Raw genomic sequence first — 19,908 nt, 5'->3', positions numbered from 1 at the left:
GTAGAACGTGTTGATTTTGCATCTTGGGTGTACTTCATTGTGTGGGAAGGCAAGATAAATGGCAGGACATATGGTACTTATTGGTTGGGCTTTGTGGGTCAGTCCTTGTGGCTCTGATTCATGTGATGCATTACCTGTGACCGAAACCATTTTTACCCAAGAACAATGCATGAGCCGAAAATCTTATTTAGAGGCTAAGCGCCCTAATTTGTTTTTCTTGTGTGGTGAGGTCTACCGCGATAGCGATGAAATTGCGAAAGAAGAAAAAAGCGTGATCCCCGCACCAAATCCACCACTGCGAGGCTTACCGGAACGTAAGCCTCGCTGAGGTTAAGGTGGCTTTTGCCACCTACCGTTACTGACTAATTAATCTCCGCAATTTTACTCTCTGCGTTGATAAAATCCCCTTGATTAGCTGCATATTTTAGCTGTCCTGAACGATGAGCGACCACTTGAACTTCCATCTTCATGGCTTCCATCACACCAATCACATCACCTTCTGTCACCTTATTTCCTTGAGGAACTAACCAATTGAACAATACCCCCGAAATAGGTGCATTCACATGGTTTGGGTTGCTTTCAATAGCGTGTAATGTTTGATGGGTAGCGTTTTGATTCACTGCCATTCCTGCAAACAGTTGTGCGGGTAACCCCAATTCACACCGTTTTCCATCAATCTCTATAAATGTTCGAGTTAATTCCTGCTCAGATTGAGGTAGCTGGCGTTTCGCCGGTGGGATAGCTACGCTAAACTCTGTTTCAATCCAACGCGTATGCACGTTAAATTGTTCGCAAAAATCAGCTTGTTCCATAACCGCACGATGGAAAGGCAACACCGAGGCAACGCCTTCTATCTTAAATTCTGCTAATGCACGGCGGGCACGTGAAATAGCCTGTTCACGGGTTTGCCCAACGACGATTAATTTAGCCATTAAAGAGTCAAAAGTACCGGGAATGGTTTTACCTGCGGCAACACCACTGTCAACACGGATACCCGGTCCTGATGGCGCATCAAATCGTAACAGAGTACCCGGGGTCGGTAAGAAACCGTTACCTGCATCTTCTGCGTTGATACGAAACTCAAAAGCATGCCCTCGCGGTTTCGGTGTTTCTTGGATACTCAACGGCAAACCTTCGGCAATACGTAATTGTTCAACCACCAAATCAATGCCAGCGGTCTCTTCCGTAACCGGATGCTCAACTTGTAAACGCGTGTTGACCTCTAAAAATGACAGCGTCCCTTCTTGGCTTAATAAGAATTCCACCGTCCCTGCGCCCACATACCCAGCTTTTTGACAAATGTCTGTTGAAGCGCGGATAATTTGTTGTTCGATATCGCGGGATAAAAACGGTGCAGGAGACTCCTCCACCAGCTTTTGGTTCCGACGTTGTAACGAGCAATCTCGAGTTCCCACCACCACTACATTGCCGTGAGTGTCTGCAATAACTTGCGCTTCAATATGACGAGGATTGTGCAAAAATTGCTCAATAAAACATTCACCACGACCAAATGCAGCCGTCGCTTCGCGCACCGCTGAGTGGTATAACTCTTCAACTTCATGCATGTGCCATGCGACTTTTAACCCACGCCCACCACCGCCAAAGGCGGCTTTAATGGCAATCGGTAATCCATGCTGATCCGCAAATTGCACCACTTCTTGGGCGGTCTCAACGGGGTCCGGAGTCCCAACAACTAACGGTGCGCCAACCTGTAAAGCAATATGGCGAGCTTGGACCTTATCCCCCAAAATACCGATACTTTCAGGGCTTGGACCAATCCAAATAAGACCCGCGTTCTGCACTGCGCGGGCAAACTCAGCCCGCTCAGACAGAAAACCATACCCCGGGTGCACCATTGTAGCCCCTGATTTTTTCGCAATCTCAATCAGTTTTTCAATATTTAAGTAGCTCTGAGCGGGTGAATTTCCCCCCAGCCCATAGGCTTCATCGGCCATGCTGACATGCAATGCATCAATGTCGCTATCGGCATACACCGCGACAGATGTAAACCCGTAATCACGGCACGCGCGAATAATACGCACCGCTATCTCGCCACGATTGGCAATCAATACCTTATGTTGGTTTTTTTTATTGTTGGTATTCATAAGCTTCATGACTCCCTTCAAGTTGATAAAATTCACGTAATGGATTAAAGCGGATTTTGCCGTTCACTGGAATTTGCCCAGCTAAATCTAAATGATAGTCACACACTGAGCCAATCACCGGATACCCCCCAGTGAGTGGATGGTCATTTAAAAATAAAACTGGCTGTCCGTTGGCGGGAACTTGGATAGCGCCAATGCAAGTGCCTTCGCTAGGTAACTCTTGTAATTGTTGACGGCTTAATGGCGTTTCCCCCATAAGGCGTAATCCAATGCGATTCGATGCTGCAGTCACCTGCCAAACTTGTTGAGGCAATAATGCCGCTGCCTGCTCCGTAAACCAGTCGGTTCTTGGTCCCATGATAACGTCGAGTACAACCTCATCATCTGCAGTGGGATATTCAAACGCGGGTGTTTCCGTAAGAGATATCGCTCGATGATTATTTTTTTGATGAATCGAGAGAGATTGCCCAACCATGATAGGCGCTGGTCCGACTTGCGCTAACGTATCAAATGAGCAGCTTTCTAAAACTGGTGTAACAGCGAAACCGCCGCGCACTGAAAAATAACTCCGAACACCTTTAGTGGGAGCGCCTAATTGAATTACATCCCCTTTAGCAAGGTGAATAGGACAATACGTTGCCGAGACATAAACGTGTCCTTCTTCGGTTGTCACCGTGATTGGACATTCTGCGCCCGTGATGCCGACAAGCACATCGCTATTCGCTCGCACTTTTAATCCGCCTTGGGTGACCTCAAGCACTGTCGATTGCGTATCGTTTCCAACAAGTCGATTGGCACTGTATAACGCCGACTTATCCATCGCGCCTGATTCCGAAATACCTAACGCTGATTGCCCAATGCGCCCACGATCTTGAAACAATGTCTGTAACCCTGTGGCAAGCACCGTGAGATCATAAGTCTGCGTATTTTCTCTCGGTTTGATTTGAGGCTGCTCAGGTAAGCTATAACTCACTGCATGCTTACTTTGATCGATAAAATTCACTCGATAACCCGCTTGTAAAAGGGCAGGCTCAGAACGATTGATATCCCACACAGCCAAATCTGTTCTACCAATCAGCTGCCAGCCCCCTGGGCTTGCCTGCGGATAAACACTGCTGAATTCCCCCGCCAATGCTACCGATCCCGCGGGAATACGTACACGAGGAGATTGACGACGCGGCACATGCAGTTGTGCTTGCGTCGAAACCATATAACCAAAACCTGGAGCAAAACCGCTGAATGCAACGAGATATTCGCTTTCCGTATGGCGACGGATCACTTCCTCAATGGTGATCCCCAAGTACTCAGCAACTTCGGGTAAATCCTCTCCCGTATAATGCACAGGAATAGTGACCAATTTCCCTGCTTGAGACGCTATACACTCAATATTACGCTGAGAGATTTGCTGAACTATGGCAGTGATATTTTCGCGCGCGGGGTTATAGCGCACTAATACCGTACGTGCTGCAGGGGTAATTTCCTCAATGCCTTTAATTGGCTGACGAGTTAATGAATCGGTCAGTGCCATGGTCTGTTCAAGGCTTTGCAGCTCAACCATAAAGGCGCTTAAATTAACAGGTAGAAAACGCATAAGCACCTCTATACGTGATAAGCATTGTCAGGAATATCCGTGATGAACATATACCCCGGAGCATGACTTAATGCGAAAGGCACCCCTGATTTCATCACTGCGGCTTGGGGAGTCACGCCACACGCCCAAAATACGGGAATTTCCCCCGCCTCAATACGCACCGCATCCCCAAAATCTGGACGCATAATGTCCTTAATACCTAGCAATTCCGGTGCTCCAATATGTACAGGAGCCCCATGTACCGCAGGAAAACGCCCTGAAATGGTCACCGCATCCGCAACGCGATCCGCAGGAATTGGGCGCATTGAAACCACCAGCTCCCCCTGTAAACGCCCTGCGGGTCTGCATAATTGGTTTGTTTTATACATCGGGACATTAGAACCATCCGTAATATGACGAATATCGATACCTGCTTCGATCATCGGTGTTTCAAAGGTAAAGCTGCACCCAATCAAAAAAGTCACTAAGTCAGGATGTTGCTGATAAATTGCCGTTGCATCGGTAATTTCATCCACCAACTTGCCCTGTTCCCAAACGCGATAACGCGGAATGTCGGTACGTAAATCCGCATCGTCGGCTAATACGGTTTGCCAGCGACCAGATTCACACACATCCAAAACAGGACAACTTTTGGGATTTCGCTGAGCATAGAGTAGAAAATCAAACGCCCAGTCTCGAGGTAGTGCAATCATGTTGGCTTGCGTCATTCCCGGCGCCATGCCCGCCGTCGGTTTATCATATCCCTGACGAATGGACTCTCGAGCGGCTTTTGCCACTTGAATCGCCTCTTTCGAGGCTTTCATTAATGTTGTCATATTTAGCCCCTCGCCCCAGCAAACCCGCAGATGTTGATGCCTTGTTGCTCAAGTATTTCCCGAACTTTCGCCGCCATCTCGAGCGCCCCTGGACTGTCACCATGTACACAAATGGAACCCGCGTTAATCAGCGTAAATTGACCATCAATGGCGATAACTCCGCCATCATTGACCAACTGCAACATCCGTTTTGCGACCAATTCAGGATCATGTAGAACGGCGCCAGCAAGCTTTCTTGAAACCAACGTGCCATCACTGTTGTAAGCTCTATCTGCAAACGCTTCAGCCACCACATTGAGGCCTGCTTCCTGCGCCCAGCTGATAAGCGGAGCCCCTGCCAAAGCAACCAAGGTTAAATGGCTATCAATTGCGAGGATCCCTTCAATGACTGCCATTGCTTGGCGCTTATCATGAGCAATCGTGTTATACAGCGCGCCGTGAGGTTTGACATACTGCACCTCAGTGCCCGCCGCTTTGGCGAGCCCCTGTAATGCACCGATTTGATAAATCACATCTGCGGTTAATTCGTTAGATGCAATATCCATATTGCGGCGACCAAATCCGACTAAATCCGGATACCCCACATGAGCGCCCACCGTGACATCGTGTTTTTTCGCGGCAATTAAGGTTTTTAAAATCCCATCTGGAGAACCCGCGTGAAATCCACAAGCAATGTTAGCGCTGCTGACAAGACCCAGTATTGCCTCATCATTGCCCATCTGCCATTGACCGAAACTTTCACCAAGGTCGCTATTTAGGTCGATTTTTTTGTTCATTATTGTCCCTCACTCCCTGATAACGTCTTATTTTAAGTAGTTGAAAATGGCAGTTACAGACATCGCACCCATGTACCAAGTGAGAGCACAGGTCACAACACCTGACCACAATAACCAACGTGGGTAGTGATAACCTTCCATTAAATCAGCGCGTTTCCAGCCAATGTAAACAAACAACGTTAAACCAATCGGTAAAATAAGACCGTTAAAGCCACCCGCAAAAACTAACAGTGCTGCTGGCGCAGTTCCCATTAAAAGATAAACAGCGAGTGAAACCGTGATAAATAAGATAGTGGCAATATTGCGTTGTCTTTCTGTAATGGAAGACTTAAACGCTTTTAAGAAACTCATAGAGGTATAGGCTGCACCAATCACACTGGTCAATGCGGCCGCCCATAAGATTAAACCAAAGATACGTAAACCGTAGTTACCCGCTGCCGCTTGGAAAGCTTGTGAGGCTGGGTTAGCTGCTTTTCCAGAAATATCAATCGTCACCCCACTGGCAACGACACCTAAAATGGCTAAAAACAGGATGTAACGCATTAACCCAACCACAATAATCCCTTTGGTTGCCGCACTGGAAACGGCTTTGATGTTCTCAACACCAACTTCGCCTTTATCCAGTAAACGGTGCGCCCCTGCATAACAGATGTAGCCCCCCACGGTACCGCCAACAATAGTGGTGATCATGGCAAAATCCACCGTATCCGGCAGCACGCTCTGGCGTAGTGCTTCACCAATTGGCGGGTTAGACGCAATCATGACAAATAACGTCAAGCCAATCATCACCAACCCTAACACAATGATTAATCTATCAATAAATGTGCTGGCTTTACGCGATGAGAAGATATAGATCGCTAATAAGGCGCTGAGTAAACCGCCCCATTTCGGATCTAATCCAACAAGTGCATTCAGACCCAACCCTGCCCCTGCAATATTTCCGATGTTAAATATCAATCCACCAAAAATAACGAGTACCGCCAACAAATAGCCGCTGCCCGGAATGGTGGCATTCGCGATTTCAGACGAATGCATTTTTGTGAGTGTGACGACTCGCCAAATGTTTTGTTGGACAACGAAATCAATCACAATAGAGGCCAAAATACCAAACGCGAATGCGGCCCCTAAGGTGACCGTAAAGGTCGCAGTTTGAGTGATAAATCCGGGACCAATCGCGGATGTTGCCATTAAGAAAATCGCGCCGATAAGCGAGGAACGACGCTTTTTCACATATTCTGCTGTTGAGATATTTTCCTGAGCTGCCATATGCATACCCCTCTGTGGTTTTGTTGTTATCTGTATTTTGATGTTATTTGTATTTGTTGATGTTGTGCTGAGTTATAAAGGCAATTTTCATGCCATTGTTCTATCAATAGGAAGAATTGTTAATTTATTGAACATGGATTGTTGAACAATTAATACGGAGCGATGAATAATTAAGCAATTAAAATCGTTTCTGAGGAGTCAAAAATCGAATCTTGATCACTTTTTTAACATTTGATTCTTATTTGTAACATTCAAGATGGGATAGGAAACATGCAAAAGCACCAATCTAGTGCTCTTTATATGAAAATGCCCTAATTAAGTGCAGAAAGGAGTCTTGCTGCCCTACAACGAATATGTGAAGATAGCGCTCGAATAGCAATTTCACTGAATTTTTTATCTCATTTTTCTTCAACTAGGCTCGCCTTTTTATGAAAAAACCGTCCGTCGCGCAAACCTTGTCAGTCACCATTGCAGAAACTATTCGCCAAAAAATTACCGTGGGTGAGCTAACGCCAGGGCAGCGCTTATCGGAAGCCGCATTGAGTGAAGAATTGGATATTTCCCGCAATACTCTCAGAGAAGTGTTCCGTGTATTAACCCAAGAAGGTCTGCTCACCTATGCGCCCAACAAAGGCGTTTATGTTTCCGTCCCTGATATGGCTGCAATCATTGATATTTACCAAGTGCGCAGGCTGATTGAATGTGATTCATTGACCCATGCTTACGCGCTCCATCCTGCGGTCCAAAAAATGAAACACGCGGTGGCTGAAGCCCGAGAACACGAAAAAACAGAAAATTGGGTTGGAGTGGGAACCGCTAATATGAAATTCCATACGGCGATTGTGGAACTTTCAGACAGCGAAAGGCTGATTAAGCTGTACCATAATATTGCGGCAGAATTGCGTTTAGCTTTTGGTCATTTGAATGATGCAAAGTTGCTGTATGCACCCTATATTGATAAAAACCAAGCTATTTTAGAGTTATTGGATGCAGGTCGAAATCAAGATGCAGCCTCTACACTATTAAATTACCTCGATGTCTCTGAGCGCACCTTACTCGCAGCCTATAAACGCAGCCACTCAATATTGTAAATCGTGAATGCGGTGATGAGTGTATTTTTCCTATGGCATTCTCCTATGCCATCCCTCTATTTGTAATCCTATCTCCATTCAAATAATACCGTATAAACATTCGCAGAATTAATCACGCCATAAAAAATCAAACTTACACAAGTTGTATTTAACAATTTTTATAGATTTAGTTTATCACTTTTTATTATCAATTTAATTACATTAATGGAACAACCTGAAACATTGATTAACAAAATAGTTAATTTCAGCAACTTAATTTACATTTTGTTATAAGTAACTATTGTAAATAACTCTACTTTCTCGAATAAACGATTGTGGTTTTTCCGAATATTAGTTATAAAACTGAGCATAATAAAAATACAATGTTAAATATTATTAATATAAACGAGAATTATTTATGACATTAAACAACATCGTTCAAAAAAACCGTTTAAATTTGGTTTAGGCTGGCAGATTCTAGTCGCCCTCATTTTAGGGGTTATCCTCGGTGCTTTATTGCATGAAAGCGTAGAGTACAAAGATTGGTTGATCCTGAATGTGCTTTCCCCCGCAGGTAAAATTTTCATCCAGTTAATCAAAATGATTGTTGTACCTATCGTCATTTCAACCCTGATTGTCGGGATTGCAGGCGTTGGAAATACAAAGCAATTAGGTACACTCGGCTTCAAAACTATTCTCTATTTTGAGATCATTACCACCATTGCCATCATTGTCGGAATTTCGTTTGCGAATATATTCCAACCCGGTGTAGGCATTGATATGTCTCAACTTACTCAAGTGGATATTTCTCAGTATCAAAAAACGACCCAAGAGGTTGCTAGTCATCCTTCAGGGATCGTGAATACCCTGCTCTCTTTGGTACCGAGCAATATTTTTGCTGCTATGGCTAGCGGCGATATGCTTCCTGTTATTTTCTTTGCTGTGTTATTTGGTTTGGGATTATCTTCCCTTCCTGTAGCCAAAAAACAACCTCTGTTAGATGTTCTGCAAACTTTCTCTGAGACCATGTTCCGTGTGACCAATATGATCATGCTGTATGCGCCAATCGGTGTATTTGCCTTGATTTCTGTCACTGTTGCCAATTTTGGTTTCACCTCACTCGTCCCACTGCTGAAACTCGTTATTTTGGTTCACTGTGCCATTATTTTCTTCGCAGTTGTCGTACTCGGAATTGTTGCACGCTATTGCAAAATTAATATTTTTACTCTGATGAGAATATTAAAGGATGAGCTGCTGCTCGCCTATTCAACAGCCAGTTCAGAAACTGTACTGCCGCGTATTATGGATAAAATGGAGAAATATGGTGCACCAAAATCTGTCACCAGTTTCGTGATCCCAATTGGCTATTCATTTAACTTAGATGGCTCAACCCTTTACCAAAGCATCGCCGCAATTTTCATTGCTCAGTTATATGGAATCGAGCTGTCATTAGGACAAGAATTAATTTTAGTGTTCACTCTCATGATCACATCAAAAGGAATTGCTGGAGTGCCTGGTGTTTCATTCGTGGTGTTGCTAGCAACCTTAGGTTCTGTGGGTATCCCATTAGAAGGCTTAGCCTTTATTGCCGGTGTTGACCGTATTCTTGATATGGCAAGAACCGCGCTAAACGTGGTTGGTAATGCGTTAGCTGCATTAGTCATCGCAAAATGGGAACATAATTATGATGAGAAAAAAGCCCGTGAATATGAGGACAGTTTTTGATTAGGGGTTAGATTTTTACTTCTATTTATTATGCCAGAATAAGCCATCTTTAATCTTTTAAAGATGGCTTTTCAAATCAAAGATATCTCAGCATACGCATTTATACGTAATTTGAATTTTTTCACCACTTATCTAATATTTTTCAGCGAAATTTTATTTCCTTGCTATGCTGAATATACGTTTATAACTTAGATTATTTTTATTTGGGCTCTTATCAATGAATCAAGTCAGGCGTTTTCTTTTATTCTTAAAAGTTCTACAACATCTCATGACGATCTTTGTATTCACCCTGTCATACTTTATGTTTCAAAATTGGATATAACCCCCTACTAGTCATCATTAATCAGCTCGTTAGAGGGATGTAAGCAAGGAATCTAGATTAAATATCCAATGCCGGTTTTATTTTAAAATGCAGCATCCATCAGAATAAATCGAGGCTCTGCTTTTTGATGACGATTAATCATTGGAACTAATCGTTGAAAATGTTCCGATGCACAATGCGCATCTAATGCCGCTTGATTCGACCACTCTTCAATAAACACAAAATGTCCAGGGTCCTTTTCATCAATATAAAGGTCATAGGCAATACATAAAGGTTCTTTTTTGGTTGCTTCTACAAGTTCTTTATAGAGTGGCAGAACAATTTCTATCGCTTCTGGTTTGATAAAATCTTCAGCAATCACTTTTAACATTACAATACCCTCGACTCAGTTTAATCACTATCAAAAACTACGGATGCCCCAAAGCACAATACGTTGATATATCCGCATTCAAAAGACTGCTCCTATCTTACCATCCACACTTTTCATTATCTGAGCTAATTGGGTCTTATCTTTCTCATAAAAAGCAACGTAGCACTTATCCACTAAATGATAAATTCGTTATGCTTTCGTCATCGTCGTTCGAACCGCTTTATTGAGAGTATCATGATTAATATCTATTTAAATTTCGTCAAGTAAATTGATTGAAAATCAAAAAGTAAGATAAATGATGGACAAGAAAAAACCATCATTACATCATGCTTTGGGTACAACCCATCACACTAAAATTGATGATGAGAAATATTGTTGAACCGCATTTTTTATCGTAAATTTTATTCAATAATTTGCTATCCTTGAGAATAAATTTTGTACAACTACAAGTATTAATATTTTCGTTAAAAATGAGCACTCCCATGTCAGAAAACAAGCTTAAAACATGGTTTTTAAAAACACTTTATCGGCTGTTTCGCAATAAAAAGTTTCACCATAATAAAAATTTTTGGTATTTATTTAATGTTTCTAGAAATCAAAATGATGAAATAGTGGAAGTTACGTATAAAAATGAAAAATTAAAAATAAACACATCTCCGATCCACTCAAAGAAACACAAAACTTTGATTATTGTGGCTACAGGTCCATCAGTGAATGAGATACCTAAGAACCTCTTTGACCCAGAACAGTACGACTTTCTCGGTGTAAATGGCGCAATCTCACTCTCAGAAATTAAATTTCGATTTTACTGTATCATTGACCAATCATTTATTAAAAAAAGAGTCGACTTAGTACGAAAAATTGTTAGCAATGATGAAATAACGTTATTTTGCAATTACTTATCACTATATGAAATACTAAAATTCATTGATTTATCTGAAATAAAATGCTCATTTAAGATATTAGACTTAGTTACTGATGGTATAGGTTATTTATTTATGGATGAGAAAAAAGTAATTAATGAAGATTACATATCCGATCATCACTATTGGTTTAATAGCTATGGTTTTTCATCTAACATAAATGAACTCGTTTTTGATTACGGCACTGTAGCGTATCCTGCATTACAAGTCGGGTATTCTCTGGGTTATAAACAACTGTATTTTGTCGGCTTAGATATGAATAATTTCGATAAACCTCGGTTTTATGAAAATCGTTCAAATATGCTTCCAACATCGTTAGATCACCATTTCATCACAATCCAAAATGCCTTTCATTCCGCATCGCACTTCCTTGAGAAGGCTGGAGTCAACGTTATTAATTTATCGCCTAATAGCGCGATCACCTCTTTTCAAAAAGAAAATATAGATGCATTAATGAAAAATAAAAGCACAGAAAATACAAATAAGTAAGCGATTCGCACATTATTTTTCTCTATATGTGATTGTCTTTTTTTTACCATTGCAGCGCCTTTTCATTAACGTTATGATAATAAAAGATAATTACTTAATGAGATAAGTTAAATGCGTTTTGCATTACATAATTTAAAGAAAAATAGCATTCTAAAGCTTTGTATTTTATTGTTTTTTGTTTGTTTCTCACATGTTGCCCTCGGGTATGAATTTAAAGCTATTTATGCACTCGCAGTGTTTTTATTATTACTCGCCGTAAACGCCAATAAATTTATATACTTAACATCCATAATCTTTTTGGCATTTATTGCTGCAATTTATTACCCAACAGCGATGTTATACGGCGAGCCTAGCTTCAATATTGCGACGGCAATGTTATATACCGATAGAAAAGAATCATTCGAGTTTCTTTCTAATATTCCCTATTTCTATTACGTTGTATCATTTCTCATATTACTGCTTGGTTATACTGCAACCCGTTTAAAATTTGAAATTTCAAACAAATTTCGATTATCTTTCGTTTCAATTTTTGCTGTTATTTTCCTTCAAGCGCCTATAAAAACAGCCATTAGTGAGCATCATTTTTCCTTATTAAATACTGGCATTCCAGAAGTTAAATTTTTAAAGCAATCAGTAGCAGCCATCTCATCAACAATTGAAGAGCATAAACGTATTAATGAAATGCTATCTAAAAATGACGATTATCCAAAATTAATTAGCACTGGAGAGTATGATACTTATGTTATTGTTATAGGCGAAAGTGTTAGAAAAGACTTACTACATTCCTATGGATTTGCATTAGAGAACACTCCGTTTCTAGATAAAATAAATGGAAAAATTTTCACTAATTATATATCAGCTGCACCATCCACAGTTCCGTCATTAACACACACTATTTCAGAGCATGTAAAAATTCAAAACAACATCATTACTCTTGCTAAAAAGGCAGATTTTTATACCTATTGGATCTCGAATCAAGGTTCTATCAGTGGCGCAGATACCCCTATTGCAAGTATTGGAAAACGAGCTGATACACCAACATTCATTAAAAAAGGCTCATTCACATCTATAGAGAATGATGACGAACTCATTCCTTATATTAATGCTGCGATTAAGCAAAAAGTAAAAAATAAGAAGTTGATTGTTGTTCACTTAATGGGAAGTCATACCCCTGCCTGCGAAAGAACAAATAATGAGTATGATCAGTTCTATCTTAGTAACCGAGTTTCTTGCTATGTCCAATCAGTGCAGAATACAGATCGATTACTAGGCACCATTTACGATAGCTTAAAGTCGAGTAATGAACGATGGTCTATGATGTATCTTGCAGATCACGGCGTCTCTTTCTCAAATAGAGATATGCCATCTAAACTCGATTTAATTCACGGAGATGAATATAAAGAAAACTACTCTGTTCCTTTTTTTATTACATCTTATAACGACGTAAATAGAGAATTCATTACCGCACGAGTCAGTGGGATGAACTTCCTTTCTCTCTATTCTGAATGGCTTGGCATAAATATATATCAAAAACCGAACTGCCAATTTATCTCAAATCAAGACTGCAAATTTAGCAATAGTGTTTTGAATTTTAAAAATGATGTTGTCAATTTTGATAAATTACCTAATGATATTATTCCTATCCATTGATCTCTGGTGGGGCTTTTGCCCCACTAACATCTATATTAATTAATTCTATACTCATTCATTAGCATAATGTACGTATTAGTTATGCTAATGGCTAACCCACCGTCAGTATTACCGATAGTGCCCATTATGCAGAGTTAATTTTTATTGAGACAAGAAAAAACCCACTATCTCTTTCGAGATAGTGGGTTCTTATTTGGTGCCGGCTACCGGAGTAATATTTGATTGTCTATTCATATGATTTTATTAAATAAGTGGAACGCTTAATAAATAAGATACCCAAATAGATACCCAAAATTACTTCTATTCCCCGCCTGATAGTTTTTACGATGCCTTTCCATACTGCATATAAATACACTGTATAAATTAACAGTTAAATGAGAGGTTACATTATGCCACGTATTGAAATTCTCTTTGATAAAGAATCAAAGCAAAAGCCTTCTGACAAAACTCGCAACGCCCTGCAGGAACAAATTATAAAAAGGATTGGTGACCGGTTTGGTCCATTGAGTTTACGTGTCGCTATGAGTTCCTCACAATCACTAACTATTAGCGGCACTAAAACAGATGATGAGAAAGAAGAGATAGGTCAAATATTAGAAGAGATCTGGCAAGATGATTCGTGGGTGTCGGCATGAAAAAGGGCGAATGTGTAGAGCTTGAAGCTGATAACGCGGAATTCATTCCCAAACTAGAGAAAGCACAGGTATCTGAGAAAGCACAGGTATCTATTGATAACCCACCCGGCTTTGTTTTCATGAAATTTGTTTTTTCTGATCCTAGATTCAATGAAGAGATACGAGAAATGCAAAATATAGAAAGGGAGCCTGTACAATCTTTTATGGTTGAAAGTGTCGCTAAAGATTTGTTAACCCAGCTGGAGCAGCATTTTTATGGTAGCTCTGATTCCGATAAAATTGAGTTTATAAAATACCTTATGTGATAAGAAGCCACCATACCTCGGTGGCTTTTTTATCGATACTTATAAAGCTTTTTATTTTCATTGTCTAAAAATGGCATTAACGCTATGATCACAAAAGATAATTACCTAATGAGATAAGTTAAATGTGCTTTGCGTTACAAAATTTAAAGAAGATTAACATTCTAAATTTCTGTATTTTATTATTTTTTGTTTGTTTGTCGCATCTTGCCCTCGGGTATGAATTTAAGGCTATTTACGCATTCGCTGTATTTTTATTGTTGCTTGCCGTAAATGCAAATAAATTTATATACTTAACGTCAGTGTTCCTTTTGGCATTTATCGCTGCAATTTATTACCCAACAGCGATGTTATACGGCGAGCCAAGCTTCAATATCGCAACAGCAATGTTATATACCGATAGAAAAGAATCATTAGAATTCGTTTCTAATATCCCATATTACTATTATGCAGTGTCATTCCTCATATTATTGCTTGGTTATGCTTCAACCCGCTTCAGATTTGAAATTTCAAATAAACTTCGATTAATTTTTATTTCAATTTTTTCTATTATTTTCCTTCAAGCGCCTATAAAAACAGCCATTAGCGATCATCATTTTTCTTTATTAGATACAGGCATTCCGGAAGTTAAATTTTTAAAGCAGTCTGTAGCAGCCATTTCATCAACAATTGAAGAACACAAGCGCATTAGTGAAATGCTAGCTAAAGATGATGATTACCCCAAATTAACCAGCACTGGAGAGTATGATACTTATGTTATTGTTATCGGGGAAAGCGTCAGAAAAGACTTACTACATGCTTATGGGTTTGAATTAGAAAACACACCGTTTCTTGATAAAATAAACGGGAAAATTTTCACTAATTATATCTCAGCTGCACCATCCACTGTTCCGTCTTTAACACACACCATTTCAGAATATGTAAAAATTCAGAACAACATCATTACCCTCGCTAAAAAAGCCGGTTTTTATACCTATTGGATCTCGAATCAAGGCTCTATCAGTGGCGCAGATACTCCTATTGCCAGCATAGGTAAGCGAGCAGATACCTCAATTTTTATCAAAAAAGGCTCTTTCACATCTAATGAAGATGATAACGAACTTATCCCTTATATTAATACAGCTATTAAGCAACAAGTGAAAGGTAAAAAGCTGATCGTTGTTCATTTAATGGGAAGCCACACACCAGCCTGTGAAAGAACAAACAATGAGTATGATGATTTCTATCTTAGTAACCGAGTTTCTTGCTACGTTCAATCAGTGAAGAATACAGATCGCTTACTGCGCACCATTTACGGTGATTTGAAGCTAAGCAATGAACGATGGTCTATGATGTATTTTGCAGATCACGGCGTCTCTTTCTCAAATAGAGATATGCCATCTAAACTCGATTTAATTCATGGGGATGAATATAAAGAAAACTACGCAGTTCCTTTTTTTATTACATCTTATAATGATGTAAATAAAGAGTTCATTACCGCACGAATCAGTGGCATGAATTTTCTTTCTCTCTACTCTGAGTGGCTTGGTATTAGTTTGTATAAAAAAGCTAACTGTCAATTTATCTCAAATCAAGACTGCAAGTTTAGCGACAGTGTTTTAAATTTTAAAAATAATGCTGTCAGTTTTGATAAATTACCTAATGATATAATTCCTCACCATTAAATATTAAATGGGGCAAATGCCCCATTTCCATTAACTAACTCTATACCATCCCATTAACATGATATATGCGTTAGTTACTGTTATTGGCGAGCCACTACCTGAGTTGCCAATCGATCCTGTTACCGTATGTGTATGAGCTCCGCTACTTGATGTATTCCCAGTCCACGCACTAGCGGCATTCATGTTTATTTGGGTTACCGAACTATCAACAACCCCAGAAGCAGTATTAACTTTTAATGTTCTTGTCGTTTTACTAAAAACCCCAGAAGCAAAGCCCGGAGCTTGCCCTTCTGATTTTCCGCCGCCAATAGCAAAAGCCCCTGTGATATTCATAGTTCCTTTATCATGGGTATGCCCTCCAGAGGAAGTAGCCGTACCTGAGAAACTATGGTTATGTACTGGCATTTGAGATGCATTTAAAGTTATCGAGTCAGAACCACCTGTAGATAAAACATTAGCACCACTAGCTGCGGCTAATCGAATGGTTCTATTTTCACCAATGTACTGCCATTTAGTACCAGGGAATAAGGTATTCGGATTTTTGTTTTGAGCAAACCACACCACAACACCAATAGGGTAAATAGTATCCAGGTTAACTGCATTCTGTAATGCATCGGTAACCGCTTTTTGGCTCATGACATTAGTTGTTGAAGTGCCCGTTGCTTGAGCGATACTACTAATATTAAGTTTAGTATTTAATCCGTTGGTTAGTGCCGTATTTGTTGCATAGTCGCCTGCGGGCGCATAGTTTCCTTTCGACTGATATCGCCCATCCCCTTCTGCTTTCGTGTAACTATCACCTTTCATGGCATAGTTACCTGCGGGTGCATAATTACCTTTTGGCTGGAAATTAGTATCTGACTCTTGTTTGGAGTAGCTATAGCCCGCAGGTAAATAATTACCTAAAGGCTGGTATCGTTTATCCGATTCTTGCTTATTGTAAACGTCGATATCACCTGCTGTTAAGTCTGCTTTTAATTCAGCCCACTGAGTGCCAGCAACGGGCTCAACCTCGTTATTTTCAACTTTGGACTGCCACACTTTGTTTTTATGATAAACAACCGCTCGAATAGGATAAGGCTTGCCTTCTTCCGCCCATTTGGGAAAGCCGTAATTTTGAACTTCTCCAATCGCTTCAGTGATATCGTGAAATATCCCGTTCATTTTTTCACGTTCGATATCTTTAGCGGCAGGGTCTGATACTTGATCGCGCTCATAGTCATATCCATAGCCTTGCGTGTAAGACACGGCGCCGTCAGCTTGCACTTCATTTGGAATAGAGGTTCGATCCCCTTGTGTTGCAAAGGGGACTTTAAAGATTTTAGTCATTGGTTTTATGCTCCGAAATTACTGCTCAGGAAGTTTTTACGGAATTTTCCGTGACCGAAGGATTTCTTCGTTACAATACGATATTTGACGCCAACACCCGACGGGCGAGGCATAAGGTCGAAGTTTTCTAAAAGGAGTCTCAGGCGTTCATCAGGGTTGTAGTTGAAGACGTAATACATGTAAGTCATGTCGAGTGGGTCTAAAACAAAGACTTTGCTGTCTTCTTGCCAGAAAAATCGACGCAGAAACTCATTAATATTGGTCACGGTGGGGCTTTGAGTCAGATTGAAGTAGCGCATGCGGATAATCAGCCGCTTTTGTTCTACCGTCAGTGATAATGTGTAATCTGAGTTTCGCCGAAAGTTAGCTTTAAAATTGGCTTTCTTTTTACCAAAACCAAGCCCCACTTTCGTTTTATCGCTGGGAGGAACGTCAATCCCTAACGGTACATCGAGGATACGTGACCAGATATTGAGCCCAAATTCATTTGCCGTGTCGATATTAAAAACATCGCGGTACCAGTTACGCCAAAATTCTATGGTGGAACGCTCAAAGTAATCTGACTTGTATTTTGCTAACGCCTTTAAGTTATCCGCATCTTCATACTGCCAAAGAATGGCTTTCAATAAATCCGAATGAAAATCAAATGATTGTACTGATTTCATACGATCACCACTTGTACAGCACTGCCTTTTATACGAGCCACTTCATTCAGCTTTATCGTGAAGTTATCAGAGGACCACGCTTTACCATCTGTTGAAAGCTCCACGCGCGTAATAAACAGTCTTGGCTCTACGGTGTTAATACCGGCAGAAATTTCAAAGGGAGAAACATCACGCCCAACCACTAAACCGCCGTCCCCCTCCACATCACCGTTAGCCCAAGACTCGACCGCTTTGGGAATAATGGTTTGTGCATCTACTGTGGCTTTTTTTACGGTCACCCGGCAAAACAACACGATTTCTTTTGCTCTATCAAATTTCACGGGGTACGTTTGACCACTGATTTTCTCCAGCACATCAACTTCTTCACTGCCGTTAAAGGCTGCGCCGAGTGTTTTAGTTCTCAGCAAAGATTGAGCAATTTGATTTTTGTCGCCGCCCTCGACACAAACATAAACGCTATGAGGTACTAAGGTAATCCCATCAATAATAACGGACGTATCACCATAGTTCTCTCTATAAGCTAAAGAACGCACGCCTTCCAACTCATAGAGTGCCGATGTGATTGCTTCACCAACACTCACGGTGTTTCGCGCAAGTGTTTGCTTGCGCCTACGTCTAGCATGTAAATCAGACTCTTCAATTCGCCCTAATATCGCTGCTGTTGGGTTACTCACTGTTTCCCAGCCAAGCACCGAACTCGCTACTTTATCAAGTTGTCCAACACCACACTCGATAGGACCCGTATCAATAGATCGCATATCACCTATAGTGATGCCATCTTTGCCAATAATTAATACCTTTGTCGTTTCAAAGATATCGCCCCCCCTCGTCGCTGCCAGAGAACCTTTAGGAATAATAGTACCGGCAACACCGCTAAACTTAACCTGCGTCAGAAATGAGTGTGTCGCATCAAAACGTTGTCCGCCCATAAACGCCCATATTGCATCAAGAAAAATGCCTCCGGATAAATCAGGGTTAATTTGATTAGCTAATTCAGCATTATTTCGTGCAACCGCATCTCGGTTCTCCACTTCCATGGTGATTAATGCACCTTGTGGGGTTTCAGGATTAACATCTAAATCCTCGCCAAAAATCCCTTTAAATTCGTTTTCAACATCTTCACGTAACTTGCTAGTATCGGGAATAATCACGCCTTGTGATGTAATAAATTGATAATCAGCCATTGAGCATTATCTCCCCATAAATCGTTTGTATCACAGCGGTATATTTCAGCGTGTTATCCGTCAACGAAGCCGAAAACGACACCACCGATATCACATCATCAAGTTCACGCATACGGTCACGGAACGCAGATTCAAACAGCGGAATATCGGCTTGCCGTCCAAACGTAGTTTTCCAATACGGAATACCCAAGTCCAACTTATGTAACATCTCGCCGCGTAATGCCTTGGCATAATGTTCGCAACGTTTTTCTGATGCCCGTTCACCACTCACAATCGACAAATTTCCATCATTGCCAAGGTGGATATCGTTATTGCTGTTGACGTTGAATGTCTTCATACGGGGGCTCCTGAATTGCTACTACCAGTTTGAATTCCACTGTGTTTGTGCGTGGAACCGATATCTTTACCGTTGTGTTTCATCGTGCCACCGTTTGAGTCGCTATTTCCGTTCACCGCATGGTTACCATTGATGGTCACATTGCCGTTAAACGTGGTTTCCGGCACATTGGCTTCGAGAACAGGCGAATCTAAAACCACCTTGCCCTCGTGCAATGATAAACATACGGATCCATCCATGGATTGAATCACCAAAGCATCCGTATTTTTACCATCAATTAACCAGCCTTTAAGTGTATCGGGAAAGAACATCGCATCGCTGAAGGTATGTAAACGAGCCGTATTAGGTTCATCTTCCAACCCGCCACGCTGGAAAACTAAACTAACATCTCGGTCATTGGCTTTGAGCCAACCAAAATCCCCCGGCTTAATTGGCATTCGAATAAAAAATCCACCACCACCAAAACGAAAAACGGGGATGTTTGGTACCGTAGCTCGCCCCATTTTTTGCCCTTCGGTGGAAACCATCATGACCAACGGTTTGATAACGGCGCGATTGGTTTTATCGTCATAACTCACCACCGTCGCGGGGAGCATGTCATCAATATTCATCAGGAAATTGCGAAATGCAGCCGAGAGCTGCCCTGCCAAACTGCCTTCGCTAGCAATATCACTATTGGGCTGGTTCATT

The 19,908-nt window shown here is 41.0% G+C and carries 19 protein-coding genes; 8 read left to right on the top strand and 11 right to left on the bottom strand.

Features of this window, described 5'->3' with window-relative positions; genetic code table 11:
• Positions 1-58 precede the first annotated feature (58 nt).
• Positions 59-328, top strand: a complete 270-nt coding sequence (locus tag PROVALCAL_RS16055; RefSeq protein ID WP_006660382.1) for a hypothetical protein — start codon at positions 59-61, stop codon at positions 326-328.
• Positions 329-362: 34 nt separating this feature from the next.
• On the opposite strand, the gene PROVALCAL_RS16050 is transcribed toward PROVALCAL_RS16055, so the two are convergent.
• From PROVALCAL_RS16050 to PROVALCAL_RS16030, 5 genes are read right to left on the bottom strand one after another with little or no spacing between them, the layout of a single operon-like run.
• A complete protein-coding gene (locus PROVALCAL_RS16050; protein WP_039862240.1) occupies positions 363-2,105 on the bottom strand; it encodes an acetyl/propionyl/methylcrotonyl-CoA carboxylase subunit alpha in 1,743 nt (580 codons plus the stop codon).
• The gene (gene pxpB / locus PROVALCAL_RS16045) at positions 2,089-3,696 is read right to left on the bottom strand and encodes a 5-oxoprolinase subunit PxpB (RefSeq protein ID WP_006660380.1); all 1,608 of its coding nucleotides are present in this window, start codon (positions 3,694-3,696) and stop codon (positions 2,089-2,091) included. Before pxpB ends, PROVALCAL_RS16050 begins: the two co-directional genes overlap by 17 nt.
• A gap of 8 nt (positions 3,697-3,704) precedes the next feature.
• Positions 3,705-4,511, bottom strand: coding sequence for a putative hydro-lyase (locus PROVALCAL_RS16040; RefSeq protein ID WP_039862226.1), 807 nt, complete (start codon positions 4,509-4,511; stop codon positions 3,705-3,707).
• A gap of 2 nt (positions 4,512-4,513) precedes the next feature.
• Complete coding sequence (locus tag PROVALCAL_RS16035) at positions 4,514-5,287, bottom strand: LamB/YcsF family protein (protein WP_006660378.1); 774 nt, start codon at positions 5,285-5,287, stop codon at positions 4,514-4,516.
• 27 nt (positions 5,288-5,314) lie between these two features.
• On the bottom strand, positions 5,315-6,553 hold the full coding sequence (locus PROVALCAL_RS16030; RefSeq protein ID WP_039862225.1) for an NRAMP family divalent metal transporter: 1,239 nt from the start codon (positions 6,551-6,553) through the stop codon (positions 5,315-5,317).
• Between the two features lie 428 nt (positions 6,554-6,981).
• On the opposite strand from PROVALCAL_RS16030, the gene PROVALCAL_RS16025 reads away from it, so the two are divergent.
• Complete coding sequence (locus PROVALCAL_RS16025) at positions 6,982-7,644, top strand: GntR family transcriptional regulator (RefSeq protein WP_006660376.1); 663 nt, start codon at positions 6,982-6,984, stop codon at positions 7,642-7,644.
• A 402-nt stretch (positions 7,645-8,046) separates the two neighbouring features.
• On the top strand, positions 8,047-9,348 hold the full coding sequence (gltP, locus tag PROVALCAL_RS16020) for a glutamate/aspartate:proton symporter GltP (RefSeq protein ID WP_039862223.1): 1,302 nt from the start codon (positions 8,047-8,049) through the stop codon (positions 9,346-9,348).
• A gap of 404 nt (positions 9,349-9,752) precedes the next feature.
• On the opposite strand, the gene PROVALCAL_RS16015 is transcribed toward gltP, so the two are convergent.
• On the bottom strand, positions 9,753-10,040 hold the full coding sequence (locus PROVALCAL_RS16015; RefSeq protein ID WP_006660374.1) for a putative quinol monooxygenase: 288 nt from the start codon (positions 10,038-10,040) through the stop codon (positions 9,753-9,755).
• Between the two features lie 482 nt (positions 10,041-10,522).
• Between PROVALCAL_RS16015 and PROVALCAL_RS16010 the strand changes: the two genes are divergently transcribed.
• From PROVALCAL_RS16010 to PROVALCAL_RS15990, 5 genes are all read left to right on the top strand, one after another.
• The gene (locus PROVALCAL_RS16010) at positions 10,523-11,452 is read left to right on the top strand and encodes a hypothetical protein (protein ID WP_006660373.1); all 930 of its coding nucleotides are present in this window, start codon (positions 10,523-10,525) and stop codon (positions 11,450-11,452) included.
• A 111-nt stretch (positions 11,453-11,563) separates the two neighbouring features.
• Positions 11,564-13,102, top strand: coding sequence for a phosphoethanolamine transferase (locus PROVALCAL_RS16005; RefSeq protein WP_006660371.1), 1,539 nt, complete (start codon positions 11,564-11,566; stop codon positions 13,100-13,102).
• A 389-nt stretch (positions 13,103-13,491) separates the two neighbouring features.
• Complete coding sequence (locus tag PROVALCAL_RS16000; RefSeq protein WP_039862222.1) at positions 13,492-13,737, top strand: DinI-like family protein; 246 nt, start codon at positions 13,492-13,494, stop codon at positions 13,735-13,737.
• Positions 13,734-14,042, top strand: coding sequence for a hypothetical protein (locus PROVALCAL_RS15995; RefSeq protein WP_006660369.1), 309 nt, complete (start codon positions 13,734-13,736; stop codon positions 14,040-14,042). Before PROVALCAL_RS16000 ends, PROVALCAL_RS15995 begins: the two co-directional genes overlap by 4 nt.
• 122 nt (positions 14,043-14,164) lie before the next feature.
• On the top strand, positions 14,165-15,703 hold the full coding sequence (locus PROVALCAL_RS15990) for a phosphoethanolamine transferase (protein ID WP_006660368.1): 1,539 nt from the start codon (positions 14,165-14,167) through the stop codon (positions 15,701-15,703).
• A 30-nt stretch (positions 15,704-15,733) separates the two neighbouring features.
• Here PROVALCAL_RS15990 and PROVALCAL_RS15985 read toward each other — a convergent pair whose 3' ends face one another.
• Genes PROVALCAL_RS15985 through PROVALCAL_RS15965 form a run of 5 tightly spaced genes read right to left on the bottom strand, consistent with a single transcriptional unit; the run spans position 15,734 to position 19,907 of the window.
• Positions 15,734-17,032: a phage baseplate protein gene (locus tag PROVALCAL_RS15985; protein ID WP_006660367.1), complete on the bottom strand. Its 1,299-nt coding sequence runs from the start codon at positions 17,030-17,032 to the stop codon at positions 15,734-15,736.
• A 5-nt stretch (positions 17,033-17,037) separates the two neighbouring features.
• Positions 17,038-17,697, bottom strand: coding sequence for a DUF2612 domain-containing protein (locus tag PROVALCAL_RS15980; RefSeq protein WP_006660366.1), 660 nt, complete (start codon positions 17,695-17,697; stop codon positions 17,038-17,040).
• The gene (locus PROVALCAL_RS15975; RefSeq protein ID WP_006660365.1) at positions 17,694-18,881 is read right to left on the bottom strand and encodes a baseplate J/gp47 family protein; all 1,188 of its coding nucleotides are present in this window, start codon (positions 18,879-18,881) and stop codon (positions 17,694-17,696) included. Before PROVALCAL_RS15975 ends, PROVALCAL_RS15980 begins: the two co-directional genes overlap by 4 nt.
• A complete protein-coding gene (locus tag PROVALCAL_RS15970; protein WP_006660364.1) occupies positions 18,874-19,218 on the bottom strand; it encodes a contractile injection system sheath initiator in 345 nt (114 codons plus the stop codon). Before PROVALCAL_RS15970 ends, PROVALCAL_RS15975 begins: the two co-directional genes overlap by 8 nt.
• Complete coding sequence (locus PROVALCAL_RS15965) at positions 19,215-19,907, bottom strand: Gp138 family membrane-puncturing spike protein (RefSeq protein WP_006660363.1); 693 nt, start codon at positions 19,905-19,907, stop codon at positions 19,215-19,217. The genes PROVALCAL_RS15970 and PROVALCAL_RS15965 overlap by 4 nt, the downstream gene beginning before the upstream one ends.
• Position 19,908: the final 1 nt, after the last annotated feature.

This window comes from Providencia alcalifaciens DSM 30120 (assembly GCF_000173415.1).
GTDB lineage: Bacteria > Pseudomonadota > Gammaproteobacteria > Enterobacterales > Enterobacteriaceae > Providencia > Providencia alcalifaciens.
The sequence above is the reverse complement of the archived record's forward strand: the minus strand, read 5'-3'. Positions and strand labels throughout refer to the sequence as shown.

Bases quoted from the DNA above. Each gene is read 5' to 3' on its own strand.
- PROVALCAL_RS16055 (WP_006660382.1), top strand. From the start codon at position 59: ATGGCAGGACATATGGTACTTATTGGTTGGGCTTTGTGGGTCAGTCCT.
- PROVALCAL_RS16050 (WP_039862240.1), bottom strand. From the start codon at position 2,105: ATGAATACCAACAATAAAAAAAACCAACATAAGGTATTGATTGCCAAT.
- pxpB (WP_006660380.1), bottom strand. From the start codon at position 3,696: ATGCGTTTTCTACCTGTTAATTTAAGCGCCTTTATGGTTGAGCTGCAA.
- PROVALCAL_RS16040 (WP_039862226.1), bottom strand. From the start codon at position 4,511: ATGACAACATTAATGAAAGCCTCGAAAGAGGCGATTCAAGTGGCAAAA.
- PROVALCAL_RS16035 (WP_006660378.1), bottom strand. From the start codon at position 5,287: ATGAACAAAAAAATCGACCTAAATAGCGACCTTGGTGAAAGTTTCGGT.
- PROVALCAL_RS16030 (WP_039862225.1), bottom strand. From the start codon at position 6,553: ATGGCAGCTCAGGAAAATATCTCAACAGCAGAATATGTGAAAAAGCGT.
- PROVALCAL_RS16025 (WP_006660376.1), top strand. From the start codon at position 6,982: ATGAAAAAACCGTCCGTCGCGCAAACCTTGTCAGTCACCATTGCAGAA.
- PROVALCAL_RS16015 (WP_006660374.1), bottom strand. From the start codon at position 10,040: ATGTTAAAAGTGATTGCTGAAGATTTTATCAAACCAGAAGCGATAGAA.
- PROVALCAL_RS16010 (WP_006660373.1), top strand. From the start codon at position 10,523: ATGTCAGAAAACAAGCTTAAAACATGGTTTTTAAAAACACTTTATCGG.
- PROVALCAL_RS16005 (WP_006660371.1), top strand. From the start codon at position 11,564: ATGCGTTTTGCATTACATAATTTAAAGAAAAATAGCATTCTAAAGCTT.
- PROVALCAL_RS16000 (WP_039862222.1), top strand. From the start codon at position 13,492: ATGCCACGTATTGAAATTCTCTTTGATAAAGAATCAAAGCAAAAGCCT.
- PROVALCAL_RS15995 (WP_006660369.1), top strand. From the start codon at position 13,734: ATGAAAAAGGGCGAATGTGTAGAGCTTGAAGCTGATAACGCGGAATTC.
- PROVALCAL_RS15990 (WP_006660368.1), top strand. From the start codon at position 14,165: ATGTGCTTTGCGTTACAAAATTTAAAGAAGATTAACATTCTAAATTTC.
- PROVALCAL_RS15985 (WP_006660367.1), bottom strand. From the start codon at position 17,032: ATGACTAAAATCTTTAAAGTCCCCTTTGCAACACAAGGGGATCGAACC.
- PROVALCAL_RS15980 (WP_006660366.1), bottom strand. From the start codon at position 17,697: ATGAAATCAGTACAATCATTTGATTTTCATTCGGATTTATTGAAAGCC.
- PROVALCAL_RS15975 (WP_006660365.1), bottom strand. From the start codon at position 18,881: ATGGCTGATTATCAATTTATTACATCACAAGGCGTGATTATTCCCGAT.
- PROVALCAL_RS15970 (WP_006660364.1), bottom strand. From the start codon at position 19,218: ATGAAGACATTCAACGTCAACAGCAATAACGATATCCACCTTGGCAAT.
- PROVALCAL_RS15965 (WP_006660363.1), bottom strand. From the start codon at position 19,907: ATGAACCAGCCCAATAGTGATATTGCTAGCGAAGGCAGTTTGGCAGGG.